Annotated in this window: 14 protein-coding genes and 3 tRNA genes; 10 read left to right on the forward strand and 7 right to left on the reverse strand. The window is 64.9% G+C overall.

All coding sequences use genetic code 11. The features are described 5' to 3' along the window. Nucleotides 1-123 precede the first annotated feature (123 nt). Nucleotides 124-1,998, forward strand: coding sequence for an ABC transporter ATP-binding protein (locus C0Z19_RS20455; RefSeq protein ID WP_233196223.1), 1,875 nt, complete (start codon nt 124-126; stop codon nt 1,996-1,998). Nucleotides 1,999-2,085: 87 nt separating this feature from the next. On the opposite strand, the gene otsA is transcribed toward C0Z19_RS20455, so the two are convergent. Further along, nucleotides 2,086-3,573, reverse strand: coding sequence for an alpha,alpha-trehalose-phosphate synthase (UDP-forming) (gene otsA, locus C0Z19_RS20460; protein WP_102611658.1), 1,488 nt, complete (start codon nt 3,571-3,573; stop codon nt 2,086-2,088). Further along, entirely contained in the window at nt 3,570-4,322 is a 753-nt protein-coding gene (otsB, locus tag C0Z19_RS20465; protein ID WP_102611659.1) for a trehalose-phosphatase, read from the reverse strand. Before otsB ends, otsA begins: the two co-directional genes overlap by 4 nt. Before the next feature lie 339 nt (nt 4,323-4,661). On the opposite strand from otsB, the gene C0Z19_RS20475 reads away from it, so the two are divergent. From C0Z19_RS20475 to C0Z19_RS20485, 3 genes are all read left to right on the forward strand, one after another. Continuing rightward, complete coding sequence (locus C0Z19_RS20475; protein ID WP_102611661.1) at nt 4,662-5,378, forward strand: SCO family protein; 717 nt, start codon at nt 4,662-4,664, stop codon at nt 5,376-5,378. A gap of 64 nt (nt 5,379-5,442) precedes the next feature. Further along, on the forward strand, nt 5,443-5,919 hold the full coding sequence (locus C0Z19_RS20480) for a copper chaperone PCu(A)C (RefSeq protein ID WP_102611682.1): 477 nt from the start codon (nt 5,443-5,445) through the stop codon (nt 5,917-5,919). Between the two features lie 28 nt (nt 5,920-5,947). Continuing rightward, nucleotides 5,948-6,820: a cytochrome c oxidase assembly protein gene (locus C0Z19_RS20485; protein WP_102611683.1), complete on the forward strand. Its 873-nt coding sequence runs from the start codon at nt 5,948-5,950 to the stop codon at nt 6,818-6,820. A gap of 132 nt (nt 6,821-6,952) precedes the next feature. On the opposite strand, the gene C0Z19_RS20490 is transcribed toward C0Z19_RS20485, so the two are convergent. Beyond that, entirely contained in the window at nt 6,953-7,468 is a 516-nt protein-coding gene (locus tag C0Z19_RS20490) for a GNAT family N-acetyltransferase (protein WP_102611662.1), read from the reverse strand. Between the two features lie 273 nt (nt 7,469-7,741). Here C0Z19_RS20490 and C0Z19_RS20500 point away from each other — a divergent pair, with 273 nt between their 5' ends. From C0Z19_RS20500 to C0Z19_RS20515, 4 genes are all read left to right on the forward strand, one after another. Then, entirely contained in the window at nt 7,742-8,956 is a 1,215-nt protein-coding gene (locus tag C0Z19_RS20500) for a polysaccharide pyruvyl transferase family protein (RefSeq protein ID WP_102611664.1), read from the forward strand. Between the two features lie 159 nt (nt 8,957-9,115). Continuing rightward, the gene (locus tag C0Z19_RS20505) at nt 9,116-9,790 is read left to right on the forward strand and encodes an FMN-binding negative transcriptional regulator (RefSeq protein ID WP_102611665.1); all 675 of its coding nucleotides are present in this window, start codon (nt 9,116-9,118) and stop codon (nt 9,788-9,790) included. A gap of 108 nt (nt 9,791-9,898) precedes the next feature. Further along, the gene (locus C0Z19_RS20510; protein ID WP_102611666.1) at nt 9,899-10,540 is read left to right on the forward strand and encodes a LysE family translocator; all 642 of its coding nucleotides are present in this window, start codon (nt 9,899-9,901) and stop codon (nt 10,538-10,540) included. A 102-nt stretch (nt 10,541-10,642) separates the two neighbouring features. After that, nucleotides 10,643-10,951, forward strand: coding sequence for an antibiotic biosynthesis monooxygenase family protein (locus tag C0Z19_RS20515; protein ID WP_102611667.1), 309 nt, complete (start codon nt 10,643-10,645; stop codon nt 10,949-10,951). 66 nt (nt 10,952-11,017) lie between these two features. Here C0Z19_RS20515 and C0Z19_RS20520 read toward each other — a convergent pair. From C0Z19_RS20520 to C0Z19_RS20535, 4 genes are all read right to left on the reverse strand, one after another. Further along, nucleotides 11,018-11,091: transfer RNA gene (locus tag C0Z19_RS20520), tRNA-Cys, on the reverse strand. A 124-nt stretch (nt 11,092-11,215) separates the two neighbouring features. After that, nucleotides 11,216-11,291 (reverse strand) — tRNA-Gly (locus C0Z19_RS20525). Nucleotides 11,292-11,361: 70 nt separating this feature from the next. Next, a tRNA-Gly gene (locus tag C0Z19_RS20530) sits at nt 11,362-11,437 on the reverse strand. 133 nt (nt 11,438-11,570) lie between these two features. Then, nucleotides 11,571-12,902 (reverse strand): gamma-glutamyl-gamma-aminobutyrate hydrolase family protein, encoded by a 1,332-nt coding sequence (locus C0Z19_RS20535; RefSeq protein ID WP_102611668.1) that lies wholly within the window; start codon nt 12,900-12,902, stop codon nt 11,571-11,573. Nucleotides 12,903-13,091: 189 nt separating this feature from the next. On the opposite strand from C0Z19_RS20535, the gene C0Z19_RS20540 reads away from it, so the two are divergent. Next, entirely contained in the window at nt 13,092-14,471 is a 1,380-nt protein-coding gene (locus tag C0Z19_RS20540; protein ID WP_102611669.1) for an amidase, read from the forward strand. A 71-nt stretch (nt 14,472-14,542) separates the two neighbouring features. Continuing rightward, nucleotides 14,543-15,061 carry a disulfide bond formation protein B gene (locus tag C0Z19_RS20545; protein ID WP_102611670.1) on the forward strand — a complete coding sequence of 173 codons (519 nt, stop codon included), beginning with the start codon at nt 14,543-14,545 and terminating at the stop codon, nt 15,059-15,061. Nucleotides 15,062-15,183: the final 122 nt, after the last annotated feature.

Consider the following 15,183-nt stretch of genomic DNA (forward strand, 5'->3'; position numbering starts at 1 on the left):
TATCCAACGCTCGTCGCGAAGCCCCGGGGATCTACCGCGGATGTTTACAATGGCGGCGTGCCGCGCCATCTCGATATTGCTCGGGATTGGCTTCCGGACCGCCACACGCAGACTATGCTTTTCATGACACTTGCTTCGCGTGCCCCGCACGAACCACAATTGGAACATTTGACAGTCGCCGAGCGTAACGCTCGCAACGCCAGGCTCTCGAGCTATGCCGAGCGCCCGCTCGCGTTCCTGCTCAGTTACATCCGGCGCCATCCCGTCTCGCACGCGATCGTGCTGGGCAGCGTCTTCGCGGCCGTCGTTTGCGCCCTCGCTTCGCAGTACGCGATCAAACACCTGATCGACGTCCTCGGCATGGGCCGCCATCACCCGGGCCCGCTGTGGGCGGCATTCGCGATCCTGGTGGGGTTGATCGCTGCCGACAACCTGCTCTGGCGCGTCGGCGGTTGGGTCGCTGCGCATGCGTTCGTCGGCGTGACGGGCGATTTGCGCCGGGATCTGTTCCAGTATCTGACGGGCCACGCGCCCACGTATTTCGCCGAACGGCAGCCGGGCATGCTCGCAAGCCGGATCACCGCGACATCGAACGCCGTCTATACGTCTGAAAATACGATGGCATGGAACGTTCTGCCGCCGTGCATCGCCGTGTTCGGCGCCATCGTCATGATCACGACGGTGAATCCGATCATGGCCGGCAGCCTGATGCTGTGCTCGGCCATTCTGGCCATGGTGCTGTTCAAACTGGCAGGGCGCGGCTCGGCTCGCCACCATATGTTCGCGACGAAGGCCGCGGCCGTCGACGGCGAACTCGTGGACGTGATCGGCAACATGGCGCTCGTGCGCGCGTTCGGGATGACGCTGCGTGAACAGCGGCGCTTCGGCGATACCGTCAAGGGCGAAATGGACGCCCGCCAGCAAAGCCTGCTCTACCTCGAACGGCTGCGGCTGCTGCACGCCGTCATCACGGCGCTGCTGTCGGCCGGTTTGCTGGGCTGGGCGCTTTGGCTGTGGAACGAAGGGCGTGCAACCTCGGGCGACATCGTGCTCGTCAGCTCGCTAGGCTTCACGATCCTGCACGGCACGCGCGACCTCGCGGTCGCCCTGGTCGACGTCACGCAGCACATCGCACGCCTTGCGGAAGCGGTGAAGACGTTGCTCGAGCCCCACGGCATGCCCGATCGCGAAGATGCAGTCGAACTCGTGACGCGCGGCGGGCGCGTGGACTTCGAAGGCGTGACCTTCGCCTACCCGCGCCGCCGTGCGATCCTCGATCACTTCGACCTGCACATCGAGGCCGGACAGCGCGTCGGGCTCGTCGGCAAGTCGGGCGCCGGCAAATCGACCGTGCTCGCGCTGCTGCAGCGCTTCTACGAAGCGCAAGGCGGCTCGATCCAGATCGATGGTCAAGACATCGCCGCGATCACGCAAGACAGCCTGCGTCACGCGATTGCACTCGTGCCGCAGGACATCGCGCTGTTTCACCGCACGATCTACGAGAACATTGCCTACGGCCGGCCCGAGGCGAGCCGGGAGGAAGTCTACGCGGCCGCACGCGAAGCGCGGTGCACCGACTTCATCGAAGCGATGCCGGAAGGATTCGATACCATCGTCGGCGATCGAGGCGTGAAGCTTTCGGGCGGTCAGCGGCAACGGATCGCGATTGCGCGCGCCATTCTGAAGAACGCGCCGATCCTGCTGCTCGACGAAGCCACATCCGCGCTCGATAGCGCGTCGGAGGAAGCCATTCAACACGCGTTGGACCGGCTCATGGTCGGTCGCACGGTCATCGCCATCGCGCACCGCCTCTCGACGCTGCAAAACTTCGATCGCATCATCGTCATGAGTTCGGGCAAGGTCATCGACGACGGCACGCCCGAAGCACTGCGCAACCGCCCCGGCATTTATCGCGATCTGCTCAGCAAGCAGCACGGCAAGGCGATGCAGCTGCATGTGAGCGGCGGCCGCAGCAAAATCGATGAGCACGTAGCGTAGAAGCGAGGGGCGCCTGATCAAGCCCCCGTGCAACCGCTAGAAAAGGTTTAAAGCTTCTTCTCTCCAAGCTTCTATTGGCGGCGCGGCTCAAGCCTCGACACGCTTGCGCGTCGTCTTCGCCCGAGGCGCCGCTCCTTTCTTCTCACCCGGCGCGCGCTCCGCCGGCAGCTGCCCGCCCTGCGCAAGATCGCGCAAGAACGTATCGCGCCAGACCGACACGTTGTTGCTGCGCAGTTGCGCCATCATGTCGCGATAGCGCGCACGCCGATCGGCGAGCGGCATCGCAAGCGCCTCCGAGAGCGCCTGCGCCATGCCGTCGATGTCGATCGGATTGACGATGAGCGCCCCCGTCAACTCGTCGGCCGCGCCCGCGAAGCGCGACAGCACGAGCACGCCGGGATCGTCGGGATCCTGGGCCGAAACATATTCCTTCGCGACCAGATTCATGCCGTCCCGCAGCGGCGTGACGTAGCCGACATGCGATTCGCGAAACAGCGCGGCCAGCACCGAACGCTCGTATTGCCGATGGATGTATCGAATCGGCGTCCAGTCGAGCTCGGCGAAACGCCCGTTGATGCGCCCGAGTTCCGACTCGAGCCGCAGCCGGATGTCCTGGTAGGCGTGCATGTCGGCGCGTGTCGGCGGTGCAATCTGCACGAATGAGACGTTGTTGCGGCAGGCCGGCACCTGGTCGAGCAGGTGTTCGAACGCGCGGAAGCGTTCGACGAGCCCCTTCGAGTAGTCGAGCCGGTCGACGCTCATGATGAGTTTGCGCTCGTGCCGTGTCTGACGCATCAGGCGCACCGACTTGCCGCGGGCGCCCGCTTTTGCCAGTTGCGCGATTTCATCGGGATAGACGCCGATCGGATACGCGGCCGCGCGCAGCGACCGTCCGAAGGCCCGTACATGCGCAGGCGCACCGGCGACAACCGGCGCCCCCTGCTCGCCGCCCGCGACTTCTCCCCCACCCTCATGCACGACGTAATCGCAGAACGCGCGCACATCGGCTTGTGTCTGGAAGCCGAGCAAGTCGAACGAGCACAGCGCCTCCACCAGCGCGCGATGCGGCGGCACGGCCAGCAAGACCTGTGCGGCCGGAAACGGAATGTGCAGGAAAAAGCCGATCCGATTGCGCACGCCTGCCGAGCGCAGCGCTTGGGCGAAGGGGATCAGATGGTAATCGTGGACCCAGATGACATCGTCTGGACGCAGCAGCGGCACGAGCTGCTGTGCAAGCCAGGTATTGACGCGCCAATACCCTTCGAAGTCATGCCGGTCGTACTGGATGAGATCGGCCCGATAGTGAAAGGCGGGCCACAGCGTCGCATTCGAAAAACCGCGGTAATACTGATCGTAATCGCGCCGCGCGAGCCCGATCGTCGCGAACGTCACCGGACCCTGTTCGACGAGTTGCAACTGAGGCTGACCGGACGCGACGACCTCGCCGCTCCAGCCGAACCACATACCGCCCGTTTCTTTCAGCGCGTCGTAGACGCCGACAGCCAGACCGCCGGCCGCCGGGCCGCCTTCCGAGATCGGTGCGACCCGGTTCGAAACGATGATGAGACGACTCATGAGTTGCGTTGCGCCTGGGTGACGATGTCCGAGAGCCAACCGACGAACGAAGCGACCGAGTCGACGCGCGTGCGCGCCGACGTATCGCCGGCGCCGACTTTGATCGACAGGCCGCCACGTTCGTTGACGACGGCGAACCCTTTTTCGTCAGTCAAATCGTCGCCCGCAAAGACGGGCGTGCGGCCCGCGAATGGCGGCTCGTCCAGAAAGGCCGCGAGCGCGCGCCCCTTGTCGACGTTCTTCGGCTTGATCTCATAGACCATCTTGCCGGGCTGCAACACGTAGGCGTCGGCGTATTGATCGACGAGCCGCTCCGTTGCGGCGCGCGCGGCCGTCTCGGCAAGCGGTGCGTTCCGGTAGTGCAGCGCGATCGCCGCGCCCTTGATTTCGAGCAGCGTGCCCGGGTGCGCCTTGACGAGCTCGGCCAGGACGCGCTCCATTCGCAGCAGGCGCTCGTCGTTGAAGCCGACCCGGATCGTGTCGCCGCTCGCATCGCGCCGCTCGGCACCGTGCAGGCCCGCGATCGGTAAATCGGGCAACCCGAGAAACGCGTCGATGCTGTCGATGCCGCGCCCGGAAACGACGGCGACCGCGCCCTGCGTCAACCGTCGCAACTGTGCGAGCGAATCGACGACGGTGGCCGGCACGACGACGCCGTCGGGCGTGGGCGCGAGCTCGACGAGCGTGCCGTCGAAATCGAAGAAGAACGCTGTCTCGCTCGGAGACAAAAAACCCGGTAAAGATTGCATCAGCCCGCTCTGCGTAACGGCCCGTGCGGCCCCATCGCCGCCCCGAACCGGAAAAGTTTGCGCATCTTACCGCGCCTGCGGCGCGTTTTGGAGCACGAAGGCCCCAAAGCGCCGAGCGCGCCGACAGGGAACGCGAAAAGCGCCAAAAAGCGCGATCCCGTTCCCGTACTGCTCATCTTGCCTGCGCCTGCGACATATTGCCTCGCCGCGGGCGGCCGTGCGGCGTGCGAACGGCAACTGTAGGGCAACTGCGCTATAGTCGCAGCCTCGCAGCCGCTGGCTGGGCGCTGCCCGCGAAGGGCGGCGCCGCCGCGCCTGAGCATTGTTACAGAGTCACGGATGCCGCCACATGTTCCCTGCGTCGGCTCGCCGCCCGGCGAACCGGCACCGCCCGCCCTCCCCCGGCCTACGCTCGTTCGGGGCGCCTGCGCACCGTCGCGGCCTGCCCGTTGGGCGCGACGCACGCTCGGCGGGTTGGCGACGCTCGCCTGCGCAGCGCTCATCGCCGGCTGTTCGCATGACGACGGCCCCTGGCTCCTGACCGATGTCAGCGGCCATCTACCGGATCTCGCCTTCAGGCTGACCGAAGACAGCGGGAAGAACGTCGATGCGACAGCGTTCCGCGGGCATACGACGCTGGTCTATTTCGGCTACACGCATTGTCCCGACGTGTGCCCCGAAACCATGGCGCGATTGATGCAGGTGCTCGAGAAACTGCCCGCGAGCGATGCGAAAGACGTGCGCATCCTGTTCATTTCCGTCGACCCTGCCCGCGATACGCCGCAAGCCCTGCATGCTTATGTCACGGCGTTCGATGCGCAGCATATCCGCGGGTTGACGGGCACCGACGCGCAGGTGGAATCGCTCGCGAAACGCTACCGCGTTGCCTATCAAATGGAGAAACGCGACCCGAACGGCAGCTACGAAGTGACGCACAGTTCCGCCGTTTATATTTTCGATCGCGACGGGCGAGCACGACTGTTGGCGACGAGCGGGGACACGCCCGACGCCATCGCACACGATCTGCGTCGCGTCATCGAGCGCGGGAGCCGATAGCGGTTCGTTGACCGATGGCCGTCGATCGCCCCATGCATCCTTCACTCCTTTACGACCCATGCCGATGAAATCTCGTCCGACTGCACACCGCTTTGCCGCCCTCGCCTCGCTCGCCGCATCGTTCTGCGCCTGCGCCGCCCTCAGCACGCCCGCCCACGCCGCCGGCGCATCCGCCATCACGGCCTCGCACGCATGGGTCCGCTGGCTGCCGAACAATCTGCCGGCCGCCGGCTACGTGACGCTCACCAACACCAGCGACAAAAATATCGACCTGACCGATGTGGCCAGTCCCGATTACGGCAGCGCCATGCTCCACCAAACGGTGTCGAACGGCTCGACGACGAACATGATCATGGTCGACAAAGCCACCGTCCCGGCGCACGGCAAGCTGACGATCGCACCGGTGGGCTATCACATCATGCTCGAAGAGCCGAAACGCAAGATCGCGCCCGGCGACACCGTGCACCTGAAATTGCGGTTCTCGGACGGCGAAACGCTCGATACACCGTTCGCGGTCAAGTCGCCGGCCACGGCACAGTGAACGGGCGAGCGCCGCGATGAACCTGCCGATGAACCTGCTTTACTGGCTCGATCCGTGGGAGCCGTCGCCGACGGTGGTCGTCGCGATCCTCGTCGCCGCGATTCTGTTCGTGCGCGGCGTACGTCACGCGCGCGTATCGGCGCTGCGCCAGGTGTCGTTCTGGTTCGGGCTTGTCGCGCTCTATATCGCGTTGCATACGCGTCTGGACTACTTCTTCGAGCACGAATTTTTCATGCACCGGTTGCAGCACCTGGTGCTGCACCATCTCGGGCCGTTCTTCATCGCGTGGTCGTATCCGGGCGCCGCCTTGCGCGCCGGCATTCCGTTCCGTTGGCGCCAGCGCTTCATCGGGCCGGCCGTCAGGACGGCACCGGTGCGGATCGCACTCGATGTCGTCTTCAACCCTGTCGTCGCGGTCCTACTGTTCGTCGGCTTGATCTACTTCTGGCTGCTTTCGCCGATTCACTTCAAAGCGATGCTCGACTGGCGGCTCTATCGCGTCATGAATTGGAGCATGGTGATCGACGGCTTGCTGTTCTGGTGGCTCGTGCTCGATCCGCGGCCGGCGCCGCCGGCGAGATTGTCGCCGGGGCGGCGCATCATGATGGTCATCGCCGCCATCCCGCCGCAAATCGTGCTCGGCGCGTTGATCTTTTTCACGCCGCATGAGCTTTATCCGATCTATTCGATCTGCGGCCGCGCGTTCACCTGGATCAGCCCGATCCGCGATCAGCAGATCGGCGGGCTGTTGCTGTGGATCCCGGGCTCGATGATGAGCGTGTTCGGTGCGCTGATCGCGCTGCGGCACTGGATGCGGCTGTCCGCACGCGAACGCCTGCTCGAAGAGCGGCGGGATACGCCGGCGGAGCGTCGCCCCGCGGCGCCGGCACGCGCGCATTGAGTTCACGCGTGGTCCGCTCGATGCTCGTCGGGCGCTCGTTGGGCGCTCGTTGGCCGTTAGTGGCTGCACATGCCCGCGCGGGCGTCTGCGTGTGCGTCTCCGTTCGCGCCCGATAGCCGCTGGCAACGCGCGTCAGACCGAGCGCATCCAGATGTGCGGGATCCCGTCATCGTCGTGGACCTCCGAAACCGGCTCGAAGCCGAACGCGCCGTAAAACATTTGCAAATGGGCCTGCGCGTGCAGTTTGATCGCCGCGTCGGGCCACTGCGACACGATATGCTTGAGTGCCTGCTCGAGCATTTCGCTGCCCAATCCGATGCGCCGAAACGCCGACGCGGTCAATACACGGCCGATGCGGATGTCGCTATCCGATTCGTCAGGTAGCAGCACGCGCAGATAGCCGGCCAGCACCGGGGCCGCCGCGCCTTCGCCTGCCGCGCCCATCGAATTGCGATCCTGCGAATACGCGAACAAGTGCCACGCGCCCCTGTCGAGTCCGTCGACATCGTGATAAACGCATTGCTGTTCGACGATGAACACGGCGTTGCGCGCTTCCAGCATGTCGTACACCTCGACTGCCGTCAGCTCGGAAAACGGCTTCCAACGCCATTGGAGCATTTGATGTGATTCGCGGGTATCGATGTTCATGAGTCGTCCGAGAATTGACGCTCGCCGATTATCCCGCGACGTCGACGCAAACGCCAGCCACGGCGGCCGCACGGTGGCTAGGACAGTGCACGGACAAGCAGATCGCCGCCGGGCGCACGACGAAGCCAGGCGGCGCTTTCGATCGAATCACGTCCATCGCCGCGGGACTATGCCGTTCGGCCGAATCGCCGCCGCCCGCCTCGGCGCGTAGCATCGTTGTCAGTCATGCATCGCACTCCTTCGCGAGCAGGCCGTTCTGAGAGAAACGCCCTCATGCCCGATACCGTCACCGCCATAGAAACCATTCTCTTCGGCGCATTCGACCGTCACAACTTCGGCGATCTGCTGTTTCCACACATCGCCGCGCGGATGCTACCCGGCCGACATCTACGGTTTGCAGGATTGGCCGCGGGCGATCTCACCGCATGCGGCGGTCACCACGTCGAGGCAATTGCGACGCTGGCCCACGCGTACCCTGATCAACCGGTCGACATCGTTCATGTCGGTGGCGAGCTCCTCACCTGCAATGCCTGGGAAGCCGCCGTCATGCTGTCGTCGGGCAAGCACGCGAAGTCGGTGATCGATCAGCGCAGCGCCTGGTTGTGGGTGCCGCTCGAATGGGCCGACGATCGTCTCCGCTCACCGGCGCGCGCTCCGTATGTCCTACCGCGCAGGTACTTCGCGCAGACCCGCACGTTGGCGTTCAATGCGGTCGGCGGCGTCGACCTGCAAAAATGCGAGCCGCGATTGCGCGCGGAAGTCGTCGAAACGCTGCGAGGCGCCACCGACATCAGCGTGCGCGACATCGTCACCCAGCGTGCGCTCGAAGCAAACGGCGTCGCCGCGCGGCTGTTGCCGGATCCGGCCGTCATGGTCGACGAACTGTTCGGCGATCTCATTCGCAGCCAAATGTCGGGCGAGCCCGTTTCCTCTGTCCGCGATGCGTGTCCGAACGGCTACCTCGCCGTGCAGTTCAGCGCCGATTTCGGCGACGACCGGACGCTCGACGAGATCGCCGCGCAACTCGATGCCGTCGCCTCATCGGAGGGTTTGGGCATTGCATTCTTTCGCGCCGGCATCGCGCCCTGGCACGACGACCTCGATGTATTCGAGCGAACCCGGCAGCGAATGCGTACGCCATCGGTTCACGTGATGACATCGCCGAACGTGTGGGACATCTGCGCGCTGATCGCAGGCAGCAGCGCGTATTGCGGAAGCAGTCTGCACGGCAGAATCGTTGCCGCTGCGTTCGCCCTTCCACGCGTCAACATTCGCCACCCGGCGCTGACGCGTCCCGACAGCAAGCAAACGGCGTTCGCCGCCACTTGGGAGCACGAGGATATGCCCGCGGACGTGGGAGTCGCCCACATCGCGCAAGGCGTCGATGCCGCGCTGCGGATCGAGCGCGTCCGGCTCGAGCGCATGGCGACAGCCCTCGCTCGTACGTACAAGGAGGGCTTTGCCCACCTTTCAGCGCTGCTGGCGTGATGCGTCGGACCGGCGCGAGCCCGCGGTTGCGGCAAATGATCGAAATTGGTCCTTTAGCTTAAACCCGTTTTCCTTGACAATCAGGTTGGCCGGGCCGTCCGGGTCCAAGGCATATCCTTATCCGGCCGCCTTCACCTTTCACTCGCCCGTGGAATCGACATGTACGTACCCGCCCATTTCGACGAGCCGCGCACCGACGTCCTGCATTCGCACATCGTGCGAAATCCGTTCGGCACGCTCATTACACATGGCAAAGGCGGATTGAACGCCAACCACTTCCCCTTCGAGCTTGCGCCGGAGCAGGGCGAATTCGGCGTATTGCACGCGCACGTCGCCCGCGCCAACCCCGTATGGCAGGACGTGGCGAATGGCGACGAGGTGCTCGTGGTCTTCGGCGCCGAGAACGCCTACATTTCTCCGAGCTGGTATCCGTCCAAGCAGGAGACGCATCGGCATGTGCCGACGTGGAACTACGTCGTGGTCCATGCGTACGGACGCATCACCATTCATGACGACGAAAAATACGTCCGCGGCCTGGTTGCCAGGCTGACGAGGACGCACGAAGCGGCGGAACCGCAACCGTGGAAGATGGGCGACGCGCCGGCCGACTTCATCGATACATTGCTGAAGTCCATCGTCGGGATCGAGATCGAGATCACGCGGTTGATCGGCAAGAGCAAGCTCGGTCAGAACAGAGAGGCGCGCGATATTCAAGGCGCAGCGGAAGCATTGAAGGCGCGCGGCCACGTGGAACTTGGCAACGCAATGCTGTCCGAAGCCACGCTCAAGCGCCAACACGAACAAGAGCAAGAGCAAAACAAACAGCAAAAGTAGCGCGGTGTTCGTTGCGCCACTGGCCCGGCGAAATGTCGCGCAACTGAGCATGGCACTCGACGCGCAACCGAGAACAATGTCGCAATAGCGCTCAACTCGAGATCCCATATGTCCGTCCATACTTTCTTCTCGGCGAACCTCCTGCTCGCGTACACGGCTTATTTCGTCGGCACCGCAAGCCCCGGCCCGAGCAATCTGGCCATCATGTCGATCGCGGCCAATCACGGCAGAAAAGCCGCACTGGCGTTCGCGCTGGGCGTCATCTCAGGTTCGATGTTTTGGGCGACGGTGGCAACCGTGGGCATCTCCGCGACCCTGATCGCCTACTCGCATTTCATCGTCGCGATCAAGATTTTCGGCGGGCTCTATTTGCTGTGGCTGGCGTTCAAGTCGGGGCGCACGGCGCTTGCCACACGTGCGTCGGAGGCAACGAAAGCCGGCCAGGCAGACACGCTGAGAGCCTTATACGTCCGCGGCGCGTTGCTGCATCTGACCAACCCCAAGGCCGTCCTCGTCTGGGTGTCGATCGTCGCGCTGTCCTCCAGCAACGCAGGGGCCGCGCACGGCGCGGTGATCCCAGGGTGCGCCGCAATCGGATCGCTCGTGTTCAGCGGGTACGCGCTGCTGTTCTCGATGGACCGCGCGCGCCGGTTCTATATGCGTACGCGCCGCGCATTGGAGGGATGTCTCGCCGTCGTATTCGGAGCGGCCGGTATCCGGCTCCTGGCTTGGCCGTCCACGTCCAACTGATACTTCCGGCATGCACACGCCGGCCGTGCCCCGGTCGATTACGTGTCGCCCGCGCTGAGAGCCATCAAACCGAAGTTCGTCCTGTCGTACCCATTACCCGCTATGTTCTCTTCGACGTTCACCTTCAAAGCCGGTCAGTACGATCAGCACTTTCATCGTCTCGATCAGCAGATCGCTGAAGCGGCGCGCGCCATTCCCGGCTATCTGGGCGAGGAGACGTGGCAAAGCGCCGATGCCGCATTGATCCAGAACATCTACTACTGGGAGTCGGAAGCAGCCCTGCTCCAATTGATCAACCATCCGGCGCATCGGGAAGCCAAGGCGAAACAGGAGCGTTGGCTCGACGGCTATCGCGTCGTCATCGCCAAGGTGATTCGAGAGTATGGGGACGGTAAGCTCGCGCCGCGTTAACCCTCGGCGCAACGAAGCCAGAATGAAAAAACCCTGACGAGCCGAGACTGGTCAGGGTTTTAGACTTGGAGGCGCGAGCCGGAGTCGAACCGGCCTACACGGCTTTGCAGGCCGCTGCATAACCGCTTTGCTATCGCGCCGAAAGCGGATTTGCCGGAGCGTCGACGCTGCTGCGAACCACCGCTGCGAAACGTCCCGGCATTTCGGTTCAGCTGGCCGCCGTAGGCCGCTAAACAAAAAGGGAAGCTTAGCTTCCCCTATACCTGGAGCGGGAGACGAGTCTCGAACTCGCGACCTCAACCTTGGCAAGGTTGCGCTCTACCAACTGAGCTACTCCCGCGTATTCCTTCCTACTACCTGAAACACAGCACCTCGCGCGAATCGATCCGCACGACACGCTATATCGAAACTGGAGCGGGAGACGAGTCTCGAACTCGCGACCTCAACCTTGGCAAGGTTGCGCTCTACCAACTGAGCTACTCCCGCAGTTTGCTTCCTTTGCTTCCCTGACTCACACGCTAACCCGTGTTCGCCGGAGAAGCGAGATTATGTATAAACCGCAGAATCGTGTCAACACTTTTTGCATCGGGCCACGACACGATGCAAAAAACCCAAAAACTCAGAATCGCGTCTCGCGCGCCGCTCGCAAGAAGGTGTCGAGCAACGGCGTGCAATCGAGCAGTTCGGGTCCGCCCGCGCGGTGAAACTCGGGGTGCCATTGCACGCCGACGACGAACGGCGAGCGTCGATGGCGGACCGCCTCGATGAGCCCATCGCCCGACGAGACGGCCTCGACGCTGAGATCGCGTCCGAGCGTCTTCACGGCCTGATGGTGAATCGAATTGACCACGGCCTCGCGTCGCCCCGGGAACATGCTCGCGAGCGTCGAGCCATCCGGAAAGCGCACCGAGTGGCGATGCTGGTCATAGAATTCGTTGACGTGAACGCCGGCAGTCGGCACTTCGGTCGCGATGTCTTGATAGAGCGTGCCGCCGAAAGCCACGTTGATAAGTTGACACCCGCGGCAAATGCCGAGCACGGGCTTGCCCGATTCGACGAACTCGTACAGCAGCTCGAGTTCGTACATGTCGCGCACGCGATCGCCGGGCCACTCGGCATGCATGTCGCTCGCCGCGTAGGTCTGCGGCGAAACGTCTGCGCCGCCCTGCAGCAGCAGCCCATCCAGATGTTTCGCATAGTCGCGCAAACGGATGTTGCTCGGGTGCAGCATCCCCTGATGACCGACCGTGGGAATCATGAACACCATCACGTCACGCGACATCACCCAATGCGCGACGGATTCCTCGAGGTACTGCAGCGTTTTGCCGCGCAGCCCGCGAGCGCCAGGCTCGGGATGAAAGATCCGCGCTGAAACGCCGATGCGCAACGTGCGCTGCGTAATGCGCTGCCCGGCGCGGTCGAACAGCTGACGCGCGCGCGCTGCGAACGTGCGGCCCAGCACCGTCCAGGCCGAATCGTTTTGCCGCAGGTAGGCCGGCTGCGTTTGCGATACGGCAGCAGCTGGCGGCGGGCGCGGCGTGTCGAAATCGGGCGGTGCGCCGAAGCCGGGCGGCGGGGCGCCGGGCGCCGAGCCCGTCGATGCAGCGGATGCCTGCGCCATCTGCGCCGCCGATTCTTGCGCGGCCGTCTCCTTCGCCGCAGAAACGCGTGCTTGGGCGGCGTCGGCTGCCTGCGCGGAAGGCGTGCTCGCCTGCGCGCGCTCGACCGCGGAGGCCGACTCCAACGCGTCGGTCGAGGCCCGGGCGGCCGCGTGCGCCGGCGCTTCATCCGATGCGTGCCCGGCTGGCACGGGCGGCGTCCCGGTGGGTCCCGCCTCTGGCGTCGCAGACGGTCCGGCCGCACCGCCCTTCTCATCGATCGGGCCAGGCGCGGGGGTGGAAGAAGAATCCAGGCCGGGGCGACCGGCGTTCGGCGGCTTGTTTTCGCTCATGAGGATGGCAAGCGCGTCTCGCACGCGAAACGTTGAAAGGTGTTCATTATCCGCCAGCGCGGCGGTCTGTCCAAATCGGGGCCAACAGCTACAATGCCCCGGATACCTGGAGCTCGACAGCGCAATAGACATGCCTCGCGCGTTGCGCAGACCTCTCTCTTTCGTTCAGTCCGTTCATCTCGCTACTTCATGGCTACCGATTTCGCTCCGTTCCCGCCGCTTGCCGAACTGGCTGCCGGTCTGGCCGCCGGCCGCACGACCAGCCGTGAGCTCGTCGAAACTGCGCTCGAGCGCATCGCGGATCCGTCAGGCCAAGGCGCGACCGTCTTCGTCGAAGTCGACGCCGCACGCGCCCGCGCGAACGCCGATGCGCAAGACCGTCTGCGCGCCGCCGGCACCGTGCTGTCGCCGCTTGCCGGCATCCCGGTCTCGGTCAAGGATCTGTTCGACGTCGAAGGGCAAGTCACACGCGCCGGTTCGCGGGTACTGGCGGACGCGCCGCCCGCGACGGCAGATGCACCGGCCGTTGCGCGTCTGCGGCGAGCCGGCGCGGTCATCGTCGGACGCACCAACATGACCGAGTTCGCGTACTCGGGGCTCGGGCTCAACCCTCATTACGGAACGCCCCTCTCGCCCTATCGGCGCGACGAAGCGGGGCAAGCACGCATCGCCGGCGGGTCGTCCTCGGGAGCGGCGGCGTCGGTCGCCGACGGCATGGCCGCTATCGCGCTCGGCAGCGACACGGGCGGATCGATCCGTATCCCGGCCGCTTTTTGCGGGCTGACCGGGTTCAAGCCCACCGCGAGCCGCGTTCCCAGGCAGGCCGCCGTGCCGCTCTCGACGACGCTCGACTCGTTCGGGCCGATCGGCGTCTCGGTGTCGTGCTGCGCGCTGGTCGATCGCATCCTCGCCGGTCTCGCGCCGGACGTGCCCGCCGCACGGCCGCTCGAAGGCTTGCGCCTGGGCATCCTGACGCATTACGTGACCGACGGGATGGAGCCGGCCGTCGCTACGGCGTTTGACGCTGCAATCAAACACCTGGAGGCAGCCGGCGCAATCTTGGCCGACGTCCACTTTGCACCGCTCGACCAGCCGACCTGGGCCAGGCGCTTCGGCCTCTCGGGGATGGAGGCCTATGCCTGGCACCGGCGGCTCATCGAGCTGTATGCAGACCGCTACGACCCGCGCGTGCTCGTGCGTATCAAGAAGGGCGAGACAGCGCTGGCGGCCGACTATATCGACCTGCTTGCGGAGCGCGCCGTCCTGTTGGAGACGGCGCAACATACGCTCTGGCGTCGCTTCGACGCGATCGTCGCGCCGACGGTGCCGATCGTGCCGCCGCGCGCGGCCGATTGCGATGCCGACGATGCCGCTTACGCCCGTATCAATGCGCTCGTGCTGCGCAATCCGGGCGTATTCAACATGCTCGACGCGTGCGCCGTATCTCTGCCGTGTCACCCGCGTGGGGAAGGTCCCGTCGGTTTGATGCTGGCCGCGGCGCCGCACGCCGACGACGCCTTGCTCGCGACGGCGCGTGCCGTCGAGCGGGTGCTCGAGTCGATCCGGTGAGGGATGCGCCCTCCCTTCATCGAAAGCGCACTAAAATCCACCGGTTTCTCTCATCTGAACGCCTGCCCCTCATGAACGATTCGTCTTCGCTGCGCCGCGAGCGCGGCCTCCTTGCGCTGCTCGGCTTCGTCTGTCTGGCCCTCGTCGGCGGCGCACTGTACCTGCAATACGCGAAGCACGAAGATCCGTGCCCGCTCTGCATCATTCAGCGCTATCTGTTCCTGCTGATCGCGCTGTTCGCGTTCCTCGGGGCGGGACGCAAAGGCTGGGGCGGCATCGCGCTGTTCGAGACGCTGATCGCGATCACCGCCGCGACGGGCATCGCGGGTGCGGCGCGCCATTTGTACATTCAGTTGAATCCGGGTTTCAGTTGCGGCTTCGACGCACTGCAGCCGGTCGTCGACAGCCTGCCGCCCGCGCACTGGCTCCCGAGCGTCTTCAAGGTGGCCGGCCTCTGTGAAACCGTCTATCCGCCGATCCTCGGCATCCTGCTGCCCGGCTGGGCGCTCATTGCGTTCGTCCTGATCTTCGGCGCGGTCGTCGTCAGTTCGTATCGTCGGCGCGCGCGGCGGCGCGTGCACATCGCTTGAGCGTCCCTTGTCGCTTGTCGCTCGTAACCCGACGCCGGTCTGCGCGGACGCATCGAGCGGCCGTCCGGCGGCTCCCGGCCCATCGGGGTTAACCCAGCATCCCGGCCGCCACTGCCCCCTCC

It is taken from the genome of Trinickia soli, from assembly GCF_002879855.1.
Taxonomy (GTDB): Bacteria; Pseudomonadota; Gammaproteobacteria; order Burkholderiales; family Burkholderiaceae; genus Trinickia; species Trinickia soli.

Coding starts and splice junctions, on each gene's coding strand:
- C0Z19_RS20455 (WP_233196223.1), top strand. CDS start 124: ATGACACTTGCTTCGCGTGCCCCGCACGAACCACAATTGGAACATTTG.
- otsA (WP_102611658.1), bottom strand. CDS start 3,573: ATGAGTCGTCTCATCATCGTTTCGAACCGGGTCGCACCGATCTCGGAA.
- otsB (WP_102611659.1), bottom strand. CDS start 4,322: ATGCAATCTTTACCGGGTTTTTTGTCTCCGAGCGAGACAGCGTTCTTC.
- C0Z19_RS20475 (WP_102611661.1), top strand. CDS start 4,662: ATGCCGCCACATGTTCCCTGCGTCGGCTCGCCGCCCGGCGAACCGGCA.
- C0Z19_RS20480 (WP_102611682.1), top strand. CDS start 5,443: ATGAAATCTCGTCCGACTGCACACCGCTTTGCCGCCCTCGCCTCGCTC.
- C0Z19_RS20485 (WP_102611683.1), top strand. CDS start 5,948: ATGAACCTGCTTTACTGGCTCGATCCGTGGGAGCCGTCGCCGACGGTG.
- C0Z19_RS20490 (WP_102611662.1), bottom strand. CDS start 7,468: ATGAACATCGATACCCGCGAATCACATCAAATGCTCCAATGGCGTTGG.
- C0Z19_RS20500 (WP_102611664.1), top strand. CDS start 7,742: ATGCCCGATACCGTCACCGCCATAGAAACCATTCTCTTCGGCGCATTC.
- C0Z19_RS20505 (WP_102611665.1), top strand. CDS start 9,116: ATGTACGTACCCGCCCATTTCGACGAGCCGCGCACCGACGTCCTGCAT.
- C0Z19_RS20510 (WP_102611666.1), top strand. CDS start 9,899: ATGTCCGTCCATACTTTCTTCTCGGCGAACCTCCTGCTCGCGTACACG.
- C0Z19_RS20515 (WP_102611667.1), top strand. CDS start 10,643: ATGTTCTCTTCGACGTTCACCTTCAAAGCCGGTCAGTACGATCAGCAC.
- C0Z19_RS20535 (WP_102611668.1), bottom strand. CDS start 12,902: ATGAGCGAAAACAAGCCGCCGAACGCCGGTCGCCCCGGCCTGGATTCT.
- C0Z19_RS20540 (WP_102611669.1), top strand. CDS start 13,092: ATGGCTACCGATTTCGCTCCGTTCCCGCCGCTTGCCGAACTGGCTGCC.
- C0Z19_RS20545 (WP_102611670.1), top strand. CDS start 14,543: ATGAACGATTCGTCTTCGCTGCGCCGCGAGCGCGGCCTCCTTGCGCTG.